The sequence below is a fragment of the Psychromonas sp. 14N.309.X.WAT.B.A12 genome (genome assembly GCF_030397575.1).
In the GTDB taxonomy this organism is placed as follows: domain Bacteria; phylum Pseudomonadota; class Gammaproteobacteria; order Enterobacterales; family Psychromonadaceae; genus Psychromonas.
Genome location: NZ_JAPNXS010000003.1, coordinates 179,081 through 195,669 on the forward strand (window position 1 = coordinate 179,081; position 16,589 = coordinate 195,669).

Below are 16,589 nucleotides of genomic sequence, written 5' to 3' on the forward strand. Positions count from 1 at the left end.
AGGTGCATATGTTTATACAATATATTCCTTGGCTAGCTATTTTGTTAGTCATTGTGAGTTTTGCTACGACGCTTTTTTTATTGAAAAGAGTAAATAAGAAAAACCGTAGTCTTGAAATACTGGTTAAGTCTCTATTAGCGCAGCAAGAAAGTAATAAAAAGCAATTTTCAGAGGTGCACTCTGGAGCAATAGGCTTAGGTAAAAAGTTAAAGCAACTTGATCATACGGTAAATAAGATACAAGAGCATCAAGTAGACCTAGTGGCTTCTGCGCCTGAAAATAGACTCTATACCCGTGCCACTAAAATGGTTGAGTTAGGAGCGAGTATTGAAGAGTTAATGCAGGAATGTGAATTACCACGTGCAGAGGCTGAGTTATTATTAAATTTACATCGTAAATAATGGCTATACACCTCTGAAGCACCACTTAATAGCTTTTTAGGCAGTTTATTATTTAGATAGTGAATTGTGTGATTAATCACAAACAAGTTGGCTAATCACATTCACTTCGACCTTATTGGCTGCAGAGTGGCCCATTAATTACGCTATTTTTTGAGTGTTTAACTCAATATTACCTCACTTAGGTTTTCTTTTATCATTGCTCTTATAATACTCATACTTTTTCTTACTGTTACTAGCCCTTGCTGATAGTTACTCATGTGTGTTTTCTATGTTAGGATCCTCTGCTATTTTGATTGTCTTTTAATAAGGGTAAGCATTAATGCTTGAGTGCAGAAACTTAACTTGTGTTCGAGAACAACGTGTTTTGTTTAAACAGTTAAACTTCATGCTTTCTGCTGGTGAAATATTACATCTAGAAGGGCCTAATGGCGCGGGTAAAACCAGTTTATTACGCTTATTGACGGGCTTGTCCTCAGCTTATTCTGGTGATATTTATTGGCAACAAGAAAACATCATCAAACAACGAGAAAGTTATTATAAAGCACTCCTTTATCTAGGACATAAATCTGGGATAAAACCTGAATTAACCGTTCTAGAAAATCTGCAATCTTTTCAACGTTTATATTCTACACAAGCTGATGCAGACCTATTTGAAGCATTGCTTATGGTCGGGTTAGTTGGTTACGAGTATGTCCCAGCTGCACAGCTTTCTGCGGGGCAACAACGACGTATTGCGTTAGCTAGAATGTATATCACTGATTGTAAATTATGGATACTTGATGAACCTTTTACTTCCCTTGATAAACATGCCGTTCAGGTGCTTGAAAAACGTCTCATTAAGCACGCAGAGCAAGGTGGAGCCATTGTTTTAACCACACATCATGAGCTATCTATACCTGAATCAGCTTATAAAAAACTAAGATTAAGTGCGCCAGCTGAAGAGGAACAATATGTTTGATGCTTTTGTGCAGGTGGTTCGTCAAGATTTATTGGCTGCATTTCGCCATCAAAGTGCCATTTTAAATCCAATTTGGTTTTTTGTTATTGTGGTGACCTTATTCCCCTTAGGTTTAGGCTCTGATCCCACTTTATTATCTCGTATTGCGCCCGGTATTATTTGGGTAGCGGCATTATTAGCTGCATTACTTTCTTTTGAGCGCCTTTTTAAAGATGATTTCATCGATGGGTCACTAGAGCAAATGATGCTTTCACCTTATCCATTGGCTTGGTTAGTCAGCGCTAAAATATTTGGCCACTGGGTATTAACAGGTTTGCCTATTTTACTAGTTTCTCCTTTATTAGCGGTTTTTTTATCATTAAAGATGGATGCTTTTTGTGCACTTTTTCTAACGCTACTCATTGGAACACCAATATTAAGTCTATTAGGCGCTATTGGGGTTGCATTAACTGTGGGTTTGCGTAAAGGTGGAATATTGTTGAGTTTAATCATGTTGCCCTTTAGTATTCCTATTTTAATTTTTTCTACCATGGCTATTGAGGCTGCCTCTTTTGGGCAATCATACTTAGGATTTATCGCTCTGTTATTAGCTATGTTAGTAGGTGCAATTACCTTAGCGCCTTTTGCTATCGCCGCCGCATTACGGGTCAGTGTCAGTTAACTATGTTTAAATTAGAGATTTAATTATGTGGAAGTGGTTACATCCTTACGCCAAAGCTGAGCACAGTTATGCACTAGCGGGTAAGTTGATGCCGTGGTTTCTGGTATTAACAATACCGAGTTTCATCATTGGCATTGTTTGGGGGCTTGCATTTGCTCCGGCTGATTACCAGCAGGGTGATAGTTTTCGTATTATCTATATTCATGTTCCCGCTGCCATGATGGCGATGGCCGCTTATTCAACTATGGCTATTGCCGCTTTTATTGGCCTTGTTTGGCAGCTACGTTTAGCTGAAATGGCTGTTGCAGCTGCCGCACCTGTTGGAGCTATCTATACTTTTATTGCATTATTTACAGGCGCTGCATGGGGGAAACCAATGTGGGGCGCGTGGTGGGTTTGGGATGCGAGACTAACCTCTGAGTTAATTTTGTTATTTGTTTATATGGGGATTATCGCTTTATATAATGCATTTTCCGATAAAGTATTAGCAGGTAGAGCGGCTTCTATTTTAACTTTAGTGGGGGTCATTAATTTACCGATTATTCATTTTTCAGTGGTGTGGTGGAATACCTTGCATCAAGGTGCCACAATCACGAAGTTTGAACAGCCCTCTATTGCTACTGAAATGCTAATTCCTCTGCTAATTATGATTTTTAGTTTTGCCACTTTTCTGGGGGTTATGATCTTATATCGTTTTCGTAGTGAGTTATTACAAAGAGAACAACACCGAGCTTGGGTGATTAAGTTAGTGCAAATTAAAGGGCGAGGTTAATATGGCGTTTACATCATTTTCAGATTTTATTGCAATGGGAGGATATAGCTTTTATGTTTGGCTAGCCTATGGGGTTTCTATCGTCAGTGTGATCGCCTTAATTACCCATAGCGTATTGACCCGTAAAAAAATATTGAAGCAAGTAGAGCAACGCCTTCAACGTGAAAAACGTATAAAAGCAGCTAATAATAGAGAGCATAGTTTATGAATCCTAGGCGTAAAAAACGTTTATTGATTACCTGCTCTTTGATCTTTGGTTTATCCTTGGCAATGGGCTTAACTCTGTTTGCTTTACAACAGAATATCGACCTGTTTTATACTCCTAATGAGATTTTAGAGGGGAAAAATGAAACCGGTGTTAAACCTGAGATAGGACAACGTTTACGTGTTGGCGGTATGGTTTTGACTGGTTCGGTGAAACGTGACCCTGATAGTCTGAAGGTGAGTTTTGATTTAGTAGACAACAAAGCGGGACAAGTGACTGTGTATTTCGATGGGATCTTGCCAGATCTGTTTCGAGAGGGGCAAGGTATCGTTGCTCAAGGTACTTTAAAAAGTAAAAATAGTGTTGATGCTTTTGAAGTGTTGGCAAAACATGATGAAGATTACATGCCGCCCGAAGTAGCTGATGCTGTTAAAGGTATGTCTAATTTAAAAACCGAACAATAAAAGGGCAATATTAATGCTTCCTGAGATAGGCCAATTTTCTTTAATACTGGCATGTATATTATCCTTATTACAGACGGTTTACCCATTGTATGGTGTACGCACTGGTCATCAAGGAGCTATTCGTAGCGCTAAAATGTTTACTGTTTTACAGTTTATTGCAGTGGCTATTTCTTTTGTTATTTTAGCTTACCTTTTCTTTATTAATGATTTTAGTGTGAGCTACATTGCCACTAACTCTAATTCAGCTTTACCCTGGTATTATCGATTATCTGCAGTGTGGGGGGCGCATGAAGGCTCACTATTACTTTGGGTTTTCTTATTAGCAACCTGGAGTATTGCCGTTGCATTAATGAGCAAAAACTTACCTGTTGAATCTATGGCGCGTGTATTAGCGGTATTAGGCTTACTGGCTTTTGGTTTTTATCTTTTCGTTATTCTCACCTCTAACCCTTTTGAACGAACGCTACCGTATTTCCCAATTGATGGTCGTGATTTAAATCCGTTATTACAAGACTTTGGGTTAGTGATTCATCCTCCTATGTTATATATGGGCTATGTGGGGTTTTCTGTAGCCTTTGCTTTCGCTATTGCCGCATTATTAGAAGGACGTTTAGATAGTGCATGGGCTAAATGGTCTCGACCATGGACCATGGCTGCTTGGACGTTTTTAACCGTAGGTATTGCATTAGGCAGTTGGTGGGCTTATTACGAACTAGGTTGGGGTGGTTGGTGGTTTTGGGATCCCGTTGAAAATGCATCCTTTATGCCTTGGTTAGCGGGTACTGCATTAATTCATTCTTTAGCGGTGAGTGAAAAGCGAGGCGTATTTAAGTCGTGGACGGTATTATTAGCATTAAGTGCATTTTCATTAAGTTTATTAGGTACCTTCTTAGTACGTTCTGGTGTTCTCGTATCTGTACATGCCTTTGCTAGTGATCCTACTCGTGGTTTATTTATTCTTAGCTTTCTGATTTTAGTTATCGGCGGAGCGTTACTTCTGTATGCAGTACAAGCATCTAAAGTGAAAAGCCGTGGACGTTATGAATTAGCATCACGAGAAAGTTTACTTTTGTTGAATAATATTTTGCTAATCGCTGCATTGATCGTGGTGTTATTAGGGACGTTATTGCCTTTAGTACACAAAGAAATCGGGTTAGGTAGCATCTCTATTGGCGAACCTTTTTTCAATCGTATGTTTACTATTTTAATTGTACCTTTTGCGTTATTTCTTGGTATTGGTTCGCTATTTCGTTGGAAACGTCAAAAGCTAAGTGAATTAGTTAAGCCTATATTAATTATTCTTTTACTTAGCCTTTGCTCGAGCCTTGTTTTTTTGTTTGTTTTTGCCCCTGCATTAACCTGGTTAGCGATGTTAGGCGTATTTTTAGGCTTTTGGATCATAGTCAGTGTGGGGTATGAAATCTATTTACGTTCAACTCATCGTTATTCATTTATTATTGGTATTACTAAATTAGGCAATAGCCACTGGGCAATGAGTTTAGGGCATTTGGGATTAGCAGTAATGATCATAGGCATTACCATGACGCAAAACTATTCCATTGAAAAAGATGTCAAATTAGCGGTTGGAGAGCACATTAGATTTGAACATTATGATTTTCATTTTGACCAAATTAGTGCGCTTAATGGTCAAAATTATGTGGGAACAGTCGGTACCTTTTCTGTATTACATAACCAACAAAAAATAGCGGTAATGAACGCAGAAAAGCGCATTTACACAGTACAGCGTATGCCGATGACTGAGGCAGCGATTGATGCCGGCTTTATTAGGGACCTTTATATTGCCATGGGTGAGCAATTACCTGATGGTGCATGGGCTGTGCGCATTTATTATAAACCGTTTATTCGTTGGATTTGGTTAGGGCCGTTAATCATGGCGTTGGCTGGCTTTATCATGATCTGTGATAAACGTTATCGAACCAAAAAACAGCCATTAACAGATTCTAAAAATGAAACTGGAGAACAAAATGCTTAACAAACGTCGAATATTAATGTTGTTAGTGCCTTTTGTTATCTTCATTATTGGTGCTGTTTTTTTAGCTACCCCATTATTAAAAGGCAGTGATCCTAGTAAATTAGAGTCAGCGTTAATTGGTCAGCCGATACCTCAGTTTACACTACAAGATATCTTCGACCAGGATAAACAATACAATGCTGATATTTTTAAAGGTCAGAAAATGCTGCTTAACGTATGGGCTACATGGTGTCCAACTTGTTATGCAGAGCATACTTATTTAAATAAATTAGCTAATCAAGGTTTATATATCGTTGGTATGAACTACAAAGATAACCGTAAAAAAGCGATCCGTTGGTTGAACGAATTACATAATCCTTATCAAATCAGTCTATTTGATGAAAGCGGTTTATTAGGATTAGATCTAGGTGTGTATGGCGCGCCTGAAACCTTCTTAATTGATAGCCACGGCATTATTCGTTACCGACATGTTGGTGACCTTAATGAACAGGTGTGGAATGATAAGTTATCTTCTATTTACGAGGAGATGCAATGATTACTATCCGTCATATGTTCTTTTATATTGGGTTGTTAATCTCGCTAATTACTTTAGCAACCCACTCTGCTCAAGCAGCTATTGATACCTTTGAGTTTGATAATGTACAGCAAGAGCAAACTTTCCATGAATTAACTAAATTATTGCGTTGTCCGAAATGTCAAAACCAAAATATTGCCGACTCCAATGCTGAATTGGCAAAAGATCTGCGTAATAAGGCTTATCAATTAGTTAAACAAGGGCAAAGCAAAGAGCAAATAGTAGATTATATGGTGGCTCGTTTTGGGAATTTTGTTCGCTATGATCCTCCGTTAACACCTGCGACTATTTTTTTGTGGTTAGGTCCTTTATTGTTTGTCATTGGTGGGTTGTTAATTTTATTCAAGCAAGTGAAAAAGAACAAAACCAAACAGGCTGCGTTAGCACCACAGGAGCAACAAAAGCTTGCCTCTCTATTAAAGCAGCATACTAAGGGAATAGAAAAATGATCACCTCCCTTGTAATTATTATCGTGATATTATTATTGGTTTTTTCAGGGTTAATCTTGGTGCCTTTTATCCGCCATAGAAAAATGACTGAGATTAATCAACAACGTCGTAATCAATTAAATCATGATCTCTACGACCTCCGCTTACAGGAAGTTGAAGACGACCTAGCACAAGGAGTAGTGTTAGATAAACAAAGTATAGTCGCCGAGTTACAATACAACTTACTCGATGATATTGATGATAACCACCAACTTAAAACTAACACTAATCAATTAATTTGGTTACCTGGTGTCGCATTTTTAATCATTGCTAGTATTGCCTTATATTGGTCTGTTGGGTCGTTCAAACAGGTGAGTGAATGGCAAAATACCTTACAACGCTATCCCGATGTTTATCAAAAGTTATTTGGAGATAATGCAACTGAACCAGAACAGAAAGATCTGCAAGATCTAATGATTGGATTGCGAACTCATCTAGTCGATCAACCCGGTGATGTAAAGGGGTGGGTTTTATACAGCCGTTTAGGCAGTATCTTTAATGATCAACAACTTGCTATAGAAGCAATTGATAAAGCTGTTGCTGCTCAACCTCTGAATACTGAAATTGTACTTGAATCGATTGAATTAAAAATGAAAATTGGTGACGAATATGAAAAGGCTAGAGCAGAATTGCAACTTAAAAACTTTTTAAAGCAGCATCCTGAAAACTATCAAGCTTGGTCTATGTATGGTCTTTTGGCGTTACAGCAAGAGAATTTTGAAACTGCGATTAAACGTTGGCAAACCGTTTTGCCTTTGTTGAGCGATAGTAGCGGCGAGCAATCACGCGTTTTAAATAACAGTATCGCCTATGCTCGACAACAATTGGCCTTACAAAAAGAAAAAAATAATACAGTGGCTGACTTAGAACAATATGAGATCAGTATTACGCTAGCAAAACAGGTATCATATACGCCCGGCAGCAGTATTTTTATTTACGCACAAGCCGTTGATGGCTCCCCTATGCCTATTGCGGCCGTTAAGTTAGCTATTGATACTTTTCCAATACAGGTTTTTTTGTCTGATGCGAATGCAATGATTGAAGGTAATAAACTCAGTAATTATGAGCAATTTATCATAAAAGCACGTATTACAGCTGACGGTACTGCGAATACACAAAGTGGCCAGTGGTTTGGACAAAGTCATATTGTAAAATCAGGTGATACAACGCCTATTAGTATTATTATTAATCAACAATCTTAATTTATATGGATGTATCTATATGTTTATACGAATCTTATTGCCAACGCTCCTGTTAATGGTGAGCAGCTCTGCTTTCGCTCAATCTGTTCAGGGCAATAAAGAAACTTACATGAGTGACCCAATTGAACCGGTTAACCGTTTAGTTTGGGACTTTAACTATTACGTATTAGATGATTACATCTATAGACCAGTTACAGAAAGCTATGTTGATTGGGTTCCAAAAGCTGGTCGTGAAGCAATTAATAATGCAGTACAAAACCTAGAAGAGCCTTCAACGATAGTCAACAACTTGCTACAGCTTGAGTTTCAACACGCAACTGATGCTTTTTTCCGTTTTGCATTTAACTCTACATTCGGTGTATTTGGTTTGTTTGATGTTGCTAAGTACGGCGGGGTAGAGCGCCGTAGAGAAAGTTTTAGTAATGTATTAGGTAATTGGTATGTGCCTCAAGGGCCTTATCTAATGGTACCCGTTACAGGGCCAAGCAGCGCACGTATTGTAGTCGGCAGTATTGTCGATAACCTCTATTTCCCAACGACTTACTTTACTTGGTGGCAAACGGCGACTATCTGGATTTTTGATGGTTTGGATGCCCGCTCAAGTGCATTAGGACAAGAAGTATTAGTAGAGCAATCACTTGATTCATATACTTTTGTAAAAGAAGCTTATATTCAGTCGCGCATAAATGCGCTGCATAAAGATAGCAATGAGTTCTTTGAACTTAAGCAGCAATCTGCTGATAAACAAGTGCAAGAGCAAGCGGATCTAAGCGACTTCTTAGATGAAATAGATTAAAGAATTACAGAATAAAATAGTCAATAAACACGTCAGTTAATTACAAGGTTGGACGCAAAATGTCAGTTTCAAATTTAATCACTATTGATGGTCCAAGTGGGTCAGGAAAAGGCACCGTGTGCCATATTTTAGCGAAAAAGCTAAAATGGCATTTGTTAGATAGTGGTGCGTTGTATCGTATATTGGCATTTGCAGCATTAAAAAAACAACTCCCATTAAATGATTCAGATGCGTTAGCTGCATTAGCTTTAACACTTGATGTATCTTTTGTGTCTAATGGCAGTGGTGTAGATACTTTATTAAGTGGCGAAAATATTGGCGATAAATTACGTACTGAAGTGGTAGGACAAGCTGCCTCTGAAGTCGCTTCAATTGAACAAGTACGTGCGGCACTACTTGCTCGTCAACAAGCTTTTTTACAAGCCCCTGGTTTGATCGCTGATGGTAGAGACATGGGAACCGTGGTGTTTCCAGACGCACCAGTGAAAATATTCCTAGATGCGAGCGCTGAAGAACGCGCTAAGCGCCGTTTTAATCAGTTGCAAGATAAAGGGTTTAATGTTAGCATCGCGCAAATTTTAAGCGAAATTAAAGAGCGCGATTATCGCGACCGTAACCGAGCTGTTGCTCCATTACGACCTGCTGATGACGCATTTGTGATTGATTCTACCTCATTAACTATAGATGAAGTGGTTGAGCAAATACTCAACTTGACGGCGCTGAAATTAAAAATTGCAACTGAATAATCAGTTGTGTACTAAAACTACTTCATGGATGAAGTGGTAATCTTTCTTGCCTCCCATACGAATGGACTGTATGTGGTTGTATAAAATAAGTGTGAATAAATAGATGATGGAATCTTTTGCTGAACTATTTGAAGAATCTCTTCAACAAGTAGAAACTCGCCCAGGTACAATTGTTAAAGGTACAATCGTACGTATTAGCAACAACTTAGTATTCGTTGATGCAGGTCTTAAATCTGAAGCTGCTATCCCAGTTGAAGAGTTCAAGAACGCTGCTGGCGAAGTTGAAGTTGAAGTTGGCGATGTTTGTGATGTAGCGTTAGACGCTGTAGAAGACGGTTTCGGTGAAACTAAACTTTCTCGCGAAAAAGCTAAACGTCACGAAGCTTGGATCCAATTAGAGAAAGCGTACGAAGACCAAGAAACAGTTATCGGTGTTATTAACGGTAAAGTTAAAGGTGGTTTCACTGTTGAATTAAACGGTATCCGTGCTTTCCTACCTGGTTCATTAGTTGACGTACGTCCAGTACGTGACACTGCTCACCTTGAAAACAAAGATATTGAATTCAAAGTGATCAAGCTAGACCAAAAACGCAACAACGTTGTTGTATCTCGTCGTGCTGTTATCGAAACTGAAAACAGTGTTGAACGTGATGAACTTCTTGAGAACCTACAAGAAGGTCAAGAAGTTAAAGGTATCGTTAAGAACCTAACTGACTACGGTGCTTTCGTAGACTTAGGTGGTGTAGACGGCCTATTACATATCACAGATATGGCTTGGAAACGCGTTAAGCACCCAAGTGAAATCGTAACTGTTGGTGAAGAAATCAACGTTAAAATCCTTAAGTTTGACCGTGAGCGCACTCGTGTTTCTCTAGGTCTTAAGCAATTAGGTGAAGATCCATGGGTTGCAATCGCTAAGCGTTACCCAGAATCAACTCGTCTAACTGGTAAAGTTACAAACTTAACTGATTACGGTTGTTTCGTTGAAATTGAAGAAGGCGTAGAAGGTCTTGTTCACGTTTCTGAAATGGATTGGACTAACAAAAACATCCACCCATCTAAAGTTGTTAACTTAGGTGATATGGCTGAAGTTATGGTTCTAGACATCGACGAAGAACGTCGTCGTATTTCTCTAGGTCTTAAGCAATGTAAAGCTAACCCGTGGGAAGAGTTCTCTTCAACACACGATAAAGGACAAAAAGTTTCTGGTAAGATTAAATCTATCACTGACTTCGGTATCTTCATCGGTCTTGACGGTAACATCGACGGCCTAGTTCACCTTTCTGACATCAGTTGGGAAGTTGAAGGCGAAAAAGCTGTACTTGACTACAAAAAAGGCGACGAAATCGAAGCTGTTGTATTACAAGTTGACCCAGAGCGCGAACGTATTTCTCTAGGTATCAAGCAAATCGCTGCTGACCCATTCAATAACTACCTAGCAGAATTCAAGAAAGGTGCTATCGTTACTGGTACTATCTCTGAAGTTGATGCTAAGGGTGCTACAGTTACTCTTACTGAAGGCGTTGAAGGTTACATCCGTGTTGCAGATATCTCACGTGACCGTATCGAAGATGCATCTACAGTACTAAAAGCTGGTGAGTCTGTTGAAGCTAAATACGTAGGTGTTGATCGTAAGAATCGCGTAATCAGTCTATCTATCAAAGCGAAAGATGAAGCTGATGAGAAAGATGCTATCGATAGCTTGAAGCAACAAGACGAAGCAAGCATGGGTAATGCAATGCTAGACGCGTTTAACGCTGCTAAAGGTAAATAATTAAATGTGGCTGTTAACAGCCACGTTTAAAGCATTAACCTGGAGTCTTTTTTAATTTGTATTCACATAATACGAGGTAAGTTATGACTAAGTCTGATCTAATCGAAAGGCTAACCAGCAAACACTTTCAATTGTCGGTTAAAGAAGTTGAAGATAGTGTAAGAGAAACATTAACTCTGATGACGAACTCTCTCGCTTCTGGCGAAAGAATTGAAGTAAGAGGTTTTGGTAGTTTTTCTTTACATTACCGTGCCCCACGTATCGGCCGTAATCCTAAAACAGGTGATAAGGTTGAATTGGGGGGTAAATATGTTCCGCACTTTAAACCGGGTAAAGCGTTGAGAGAACGTGTTAATGCGTTAAATACCTAAATATCCAAATGGTGCCGAAAGGCACCATTTTTTTACTTGTCTATTTTTACCTGCTTTTATCATCCCTTTTCTTATAACTGTATTAATTTGATCACTATCTGAGTCGATAATCATAAACGAAGCATATCAATGATTTATTCCCTGATTGATTTATAATACACTCAGTACTTCTGTTCTTGTGTGGGTATCAGTATGAAAAGATTTCTAACTATATTAATCACAGTGATATTTTTTATTATCGTGATTGTATTAGGTTTACAAAACCAACAGTCGGTTACATTTAATTATCTTATTGCGCAAAATGATTTACGCTTATCAACCTTATTAGCGGTTATATTTTCCTTTGGTTTTATAATTGCGTTGTGTCTTGGTAGCTATTTCCACCTCGCTTTAAAAATGAAATGTCGCCAATTGAATAAATTGAATATAAAGCAGCGCCGAGAGTTGAATGATTTACGTGACCGTATCGAAAAAGATTAATTCTTAGTGCAAGAAATATTCTTCCTCCTACTCCCCGTAGCTGCCTTTTATGGCTGGTACATGGGCGTGCGTAGCGTTTATCAAAAGAAACAAAAGAAAGGTAATCAGCTAAGCAGGGAATATGTGCAGGGGTTAAATTTCCTGTTAAATGAACAGCCGGATAAAGCGGTTGATCATTTTATTGCTTTGCTTGATGTTGATGATGAAACCATTGAAACACATCTTGCTCTGGGTAATCTATTTCGCCAAAACGGTGAAGTTGACCGCGCTATTCGCATCCATCAAAATTTGATTGCTAGGCCTTCTTTGACACTAGAACAACGTGACTTAGCTATGCTGCAATTGGGTAAAGACTTTTACCAATCAGGTTTGTTCGATCGCAGTGAAGAAACCTTTATTCAACTCAAAGAGTCTCCTGAATACAGACAAGTTGCACTTGAGAATCTGTTACTTATTTATCAACAATTAAAAGATTGGCAAGAAGCGATTAATTGCACTGAGCAAATGGATAAGATAGGCAAAGCACAGGCTAAGCCAAGAACCTTATCCTATTTATATTGTAGTTTGGCTGATCAAATGAAAAAGCCTGAACAACAAAAGCAAGCGGTAAAGCTATACCAAAAAGCATTAGTGACCTTTCCAAAATGTATTCGTGCTTGTTTAGCAATGGCTGATTATTATGAGCAAAACCAGCAATTAGATAAAGCCTTACAGATATTAGAGCAAGTTCCTGAACTAGATATAGACTTTACAGAAGTCATCTTAGAAAAGTTGCACACACTACATAAGCAAGCCAATACTGAGCAAGAGCTAATGTTGTATTTGAAGCGAATTATCCAATTAGGTGCTGGCGCAAGTGCGGTTATTTTGCTGGCTAAATTGATTGCAGAATTTCAAAGCATTGAAAAAGCCCAAACCTTTATGTTACAAGAGCTGCGCCGCAACCCAACAATGAAAGGCTTTAATCATTTGATGACTTATCATCTGAGTTTAGCACAATCAGATAATGAAAAAGAGAGCCTGTTATTTTTACATAAATTAGTAAGCGAACAGATTACCTTTAGACCTCAATATCGCTGTCAAAAATGTGGCTATTCCACTAAGAAATTATTTTGGCAATGTCCATCCTGTAAAAGTTGGGGACGAATTAAACCAATTAGAGGTTTAGATGGCGAATAAATATGTTAGTAATAAAAAATTAGTTAACCCTCTAAGATAGGAAAAGAGATGAGTCAATCAGTCGACCCAAAAGTTGTTATTGCTTTAGATTATGATAACAAAGCACAAGCACTTGCGTTTATCGAGCAGCTAGATCCAACCACTTGCCGTTTAAAAATTGGTAAAGAGATGTTTACCCATTTTGGACCTGAATTTGTACAATTATTAGTCTCTAAAGGTTTTGATATTTTCCTTGACCTAAAATTCCATGATATTCCAAATACAGTCGCTAAAGCAGTAAAAGCAGCGGCGGATCTAGGAGTCTGGATGGTAAATGTACATGCTAGTGGTGGCCGTAGAATGATGGAAGCTGCTAAAGCTGTTTTAGAACCTTACGGTGATAAAGCGCCATTATTAATTGCAGTAACAGTATTAACAAGCATGGACCAAAGTGACTTGACTGAGTTAGGTATTAACTTGACACCTGCTGAGCAGGTTAAACGTCTTGCTTTACTCACTAAATCGTCTGGCTTAGATGGGGTGGTTTGCTCTTCACATGAAGCTGAAGAATTAAAAGCCTTACTAGGTGACGAATTTAAGTTAGTAACGCCTGGTATTCGCCCAGAGGGAAGTGATGCCGGTGACCAGCGTCGTATTAAAACACCTAAGCAAGCAATCGATAGCGGCTCTGATTACTTAGTGATTGGTCGACCTATTACACAGGCTGAAGATCCTGTTACTGTGCTACATAATATTAACGATTCATTAAGATAAATTTAGATCGTTATGGAAGCTCAAGCTCTATGAAAAAAATCGATATTAATAAATATAAAACAGAATTCATGCAAAAGATTGCGTTTGATTTTAAGCAATGGATGTCACCAGCAGTGCGCGATTATTATGCGCTGTTTTTAAAAACAACACATTATAAAAGAGCTCACCTTTTAGCTTGGATTAAAGAATATTCGGTTTTAGAAAATGGGCGTTCTGTAAAAGTTGCACAACAACCTATACAAGTTTCATCAGAAGCTCGAGAATTGTTTTTATGCTTACAAACTAAAATTGGTGAAGAAGTTCACGTGGGGGAATGGTTAACAATTACCCAGGATAGAGTTGATCAATTTGCCAATGTAACAGGTGATCATCAGTGGCTTCATAATGATGTTGAACGAGCGCAGAAAGAGTCTCCTTTTAAAACGACTATTGCCCATGGTTTCCTAACATTGTCATTATTACCTTATTTGACAGATAGTGTTGATCCAGAGCGTCCAGCATATGCGAATGCCAAAATGACGGTTAACTATGGGTTAAATAAAGTACGCTTTCCTTACCCTGTTAAAACTGGTTCAGTCATTCGAGCGCATAGTCGTTTAATTAAAGTTTCTCCTATTAAACGAGGCCTTGAGATCGAAAAAGAGATCTCTGTTGAGATCCAAGGGACACGTCGACCAGGATGTGTTGCGGTCTCAGTTGTACGTGTTTACTTTTAATTCAAATAGTTAGATTTAAAAATTGATAGATAAGGCGTTGGATCTGAAGATTCAGCGCCTTTTTTTATGGTTAAAAAATATTAATTAATTTAATAAAAGGGCTAAAGATCTTTTTCCGATGGTCGATATAGTAATTAAGTCTGAACATTGACTGCTTTAACAAGGAACCGTTAACAGAAAGTAATTAATCAAAAACATTAAAGTTATTTTTTAAGCGGTCGATAAAACACTATGACAAACAATTACAACTAACTTCATTATTATGAATTTTAGAAAGATATAAACCAAGGAGCTCATCATGGCATCAGTAGTAAACACAAATGTAATGTCGCTTAATGCACAACGTCAATTAGGCAAAACGCAAGCAGCATCAAACCAAGCAATGGAACGTTTATCTTCTGGCTTGCGTATTAACAGCGCAAAAGATGACGCTGCTGGCTTAGCAATTTCAACGGGAATGAATTCTCAAATTAAAGGTTTAACGCAAGCTGTTCGTAACTCGAATGATGGTATCTCAATGGCACAAACTGCTGAGGGTGCGATGGATGAAATGACTAACATCCTACAACGTATGCGTGAGCTATCTGTACAGTCTGCCAATGATACAAACTCTTCATCTAACCGTCAGGCAATCCAAGAAGAAGTTGATCAACTACATGATGAACTTGACCGTATTGCTAATACCACTGAATTTAATGGTAAGAAATTATTAGATGGTTCTGCGGGGACTGCAACATTACAAATTGGTGCAAACGAAGGACAAACATTAAGTTTTTCTATCGACTCTGTATCAACTAATGATCTTGGCTTAAACGGTGGTTTAAACAAAGGTGAACTTAATGGTGGTCGTGTTGCAGCTGCAACAACAGGCACTGCTGGTGAAATGTTAGTAAATGGTGTTGATATCCCTGCATCTGAAAGTGGTTCAGCAACTGATATTGCAAAAGCAATTAACCTTAAAACAGCTGAAACGGGTGTAACTGCAAGCGCATACAATGTTATTCAAGGTAGTGATGAAAGCACAACAGTAACAGGTGTTACTAACGGTATGACTATTCAAGTGGGTACTAATTCAGCAATAGAATTAGGTGCAACATCTTCAATGGATAGCTTAGTTGAAACAATTAACCGTGATGTATCTGGTGTTACCGCTTCTTTAGGCGATAATGGTGAGTTAATCATGACTAACGACACGGGTGAAGATATCACCGTTGGTGGTGGTCAAGGTGCTTCAACAGGCGTGACTGATGGTACTTACACTGGTTACATTGCACTAGACAGTGCTGATGATAAAGCTATCTCTGTGACGGGGACTGCGACAGCTAATGCTGGTTTCACTGTAGCGAATGGTGCAGATGCTATCACTGGTGGAGTTGCAACAACGGCCAACATTACTGAAGCAGATAAATTACAAATCAATGGTGTTGATATTGGTCCAGCAACACTTGCTACAGATGCTGACGTAATTGCACATATTAATTCTTACTCAGATCAAACAGGTGTAACTATTTCAGGTACAGCTGCAGCAGGTTACCAATTCTCTGCTGAAGATGGTGTTGGTATTGAAGTAACGTCAAGTGCTTCTACGCAAGCAGGTCGTACTGCTGCACTAACAACCTTGGGTATGCAGAGCGAAATGGGTGGTAAAGTAATTGATAGCCTAGGTACAAATGTATCAACGATGAACAGTGCTTCAAATACGATTACTAAAGTGGATGATGCGTTATCTAAAATCAGTTCTTCACGAGCTGGCTTAGGTGCGATTCAAAACCGTTTAGATTCTACTATCTCTAACTTAGAAAATGTTTCTCAAAACTTATCTGCATCTAACTCTCGTATCCAAGATGCTGACTTTGCTTCAGAAACATCTAATATGAGTAAAGCACAGATATTACAACAAGCAGGTACATCTATGCTTTCACAAGCTAATTCATCTGCTCAAAGTGTATTATCACTACTTGGTTAATCCATTAGGATGGCTACTAAGTAATTGATTTAATAGCCTCCTATCGATTAGGGGGCTTTCTTGCTTATTAGATACGATAAAAGAGGTTGA

General features: G+C 38.5%; 19 protein-coding genes. All 19 read left to right on the forward strand.

Annotated features, from left to right (window positions below):
* Nucleotides 1-8: 8 nt before the first annotated feature.
* The 19 genes from OW492_RS05670 (at nt 9) to OW492_RS05760 (ending at nt 16,499) form a co-directional block, all read left to right on the forward strand.
* Nucleotides 9-401, forward strand: coding sequence for a DUF2802 domain-containing protein (locus OW492_RS05670; RefSeq protein ID WP_290038967.1), 393 nt, complete (start codon nt 9-11; stop codon nt 399-401).
* Between the two features lie 319 nt (nt 402-720).
* Nucleotides 721-1,359 (forward strand): cytochrome c biogenesis heme-transporting ATPase CcmA, encoded by a 639-nt coding sequence (gene ccmA, locus OW492_RS05675; protein ID WP_290038968.1) that lies wholly within the window; start codon nt 721-723, stop codon nt 1,357-1,359.
* Nucleotides 1,352-2,020, forward strand: coding sequence for a heme exporter protein CcmB (ccmB, locus tag OW492_RS05680; protein WP_290038969.1), 669 nt, complete (start codon nt 1,352-1,354; stop codon nt 2,018-2,020). Before ccmA ends, ccmB begins: the two co-directional genes overlap by 8 nt.
* Nucleotides 2,021-2,045: 25 nt before the next feature.
* Complete coding sequence (ccmC, locus tag OW492_RS05685) at nt 2,046-2,792, forward strand: heme ABC transporter permease CcmC (protein ID WP_290038970.1); 747 nt, start codon at nt 2,046-2,048, stop codon at nt 2,790-2,792.
* Nucleotide 2,793: 1 nt separating this feature from the next.
* Nucleotides 2,794-3,000 carry a heme exporter protein CcmD gene (ccmD, locus tag OW492_RS05690; RefSeq protein WP_290038971.1) on the forward strand — a complete coding sequence of 69 codons (207 nt, stop codon included), beginning with the start codon at nt 2,794-2,796 and terminating at the stop codon, nt 2,998-3,000.
* Nucleotides 2,997-3,461, forward strand: a complete 465-nt coding sequence (gene ccmE / locus OW492_RS05695; protein WP_290038972.1) for a cytochrome c maturation protein CcmE — start codon at nt 2,997-2,999, stop codon at nt 3,459-3,461. The genes ccmD and ccmE overlap by 4 nt, the downstream gene beginning before the upstream one ends.
* Before the next feature lie 13 nt (nt 3,462-3,474).
* On the forward strand, nt 3,475-5,454 hold the full coding sequence (locus OW492_RS05700) for a heme lyase CcmF/NrfE family subunit (RefSeq protein ID WP_290038973.1): 1,980 nt from the start codon (nt 3,475-3,477) through the stop codon (nt 5,452-5,454).
* The gene (locus tag OW492_RS05705; RefSeq protein ID WP_290038974.1) at nt 5,447-5,989 is read left to right on the forward strand and encodes a DsbE family thiol:disulfide interchange protein; all 543 of its coding nucleotides are present in this window, start codon (nt 5,447-5,449) and stop codon (nt 5,987-5,989) included. Before OW492_RS05700 ends, OW492_RS05705 begins: the two co-directional genes overlap by 8 nt.
* Nucleotides 5,986-6,477: a cytochrome c-type biogenesis protein gene (locus tag OW492_RS05710; RefSeq protein ID WP_290038975.1), complete on the forward strand. Its 492-nt coding sequence runs from the start codon at nt 5,986-5,988 to the stop codon at nt 6,475-6,477. Before OW492_RS05705 ends, OW492_RS05710 begins: the two co-directional genes overlap by 4 nt.
* Complete coding sequence (ccmI, locus tag OW492_RS05715; protein WP_290038976.1) at nt 6,474-7,718, forward strand: c-type cytochrome biogenesis protein CcmI; 1,245 nt, start codon at nt 6,474-6,476, stop codon at nt 7,716-7,718. Before OW492_RS05710 ends, ccmI begins: the two co-directional genes overlap by 4 nt.
* 19 nt (nt 7,719-7,737) lie before the next feature.
* A complete protein-coding gene (locus tag OW492_RS05720) occupies nt 7,738-8,514 on the forward strand; it encodes a VacJ family lipoprotein (protein ID WP_290038977.1) in 777 nt (258 codons plus the stop codon).
* A 59-nt stretch (nt 8,515-8,573) separates the two neighbouring features.
* Nucleotides 8,574-9,260 carry a (d)CMP kinase gene (gene cmk / locus OW492_RS05725; protein ID WP_290038978.1) on the forward strand — a complete coding sequence of 229 codons (687 nt, stop codon included), beginning with the start codon at nt 8,574-8,576 and terminating at the stop codon, nt 9,258-9,260.
* A 103-nt stretch (nt 9,261-9,363) separates the two neighbouring features.
* Nucleotides 9,364-11,034, forward strand: a complete 1,671-nt coding sequence (gene rpsA / locus OW492_RS05730) for a 30S ribosomal protein S1 (RefSeq protein WP_113817975.1) — start codon at nt 9,364-9,366, stop codon at nt 11,032-11,034.
* Nucleotides 11,035-11,117: 83 nt separating this feature from the next.
* Nucleotides 11,118-11,405 carry an integration host factor subunit beta gene (gene ihfB / locus OW492_RS05735; protein ID WP_113817974.1) on the forward strand — a complete coding sequence of 96 codons (288 nt, stop codon included), beginning with the start codon at nt 11,118-11,120 and terminating at the stop codon, nt 11,403-11,405.
* 192 nt (nt 11,406-11,597) lie between these two features.
* Nucleotides 11,598-11,885, forward strand: coding sequence for a lipopolysaccharide assembly protein LapA domain-containing protein (locus OW492_RS05740; protein ID WP_290038979.1), 288 nt, complete (start codon nt 11,598-11,600; stop codon nt 11,883-11,885).
* 6 nt (nt 11,886-11,891) lie between these two features.
* Entirely contained in the window at nt 11,892-13,064 is a 1,173-nt protein-coding gene (gene lapB / locus OW492_RS05745; protein ID WP_290038980.1) for a lipopolysaccharide assembly protein LapB, read from the forward strand.
* Between the two features lie 48 nt (nt 13,065-13,112).
* Complete coding sequence (pyrF, locus tag OW492_RS05750; protein ID WP_290038981.1) at nt 13,113-13,817, forward strand: orotidine-5'-phosphate decarboxylase; 705 nt, start codon at nt 13,113-13,115, stop codon at nt 13,815-13,817.
* Nucleotides 13,818-13,846: 29 nt separating this feature from the next.
* Nucleotides 13,847-14,533, forward strand: a complete 687-nt coding sequence (locus OW492_RS05755) for a MaoC family dehydratase (protein WP_290038982.1) — start codon at nt 13,847-13,849, stop codon at nt 14,531-14,533.
* Nucleotides 14,534-14,831: 298 nt separating this feature from the next.
* On the forward strand, nt 14,832-16,499 hold the full coding sequence (locus tag OW492_RS05760; protein ID WP_290038983.1) for a flagellin: 1,668 nt from the start codon (nt 14,832-14,834) through the stop codon (nt 16,497-16,499).
* Nucleotides 16,500-16,589 lie beyond the last annotated feature (90 nt).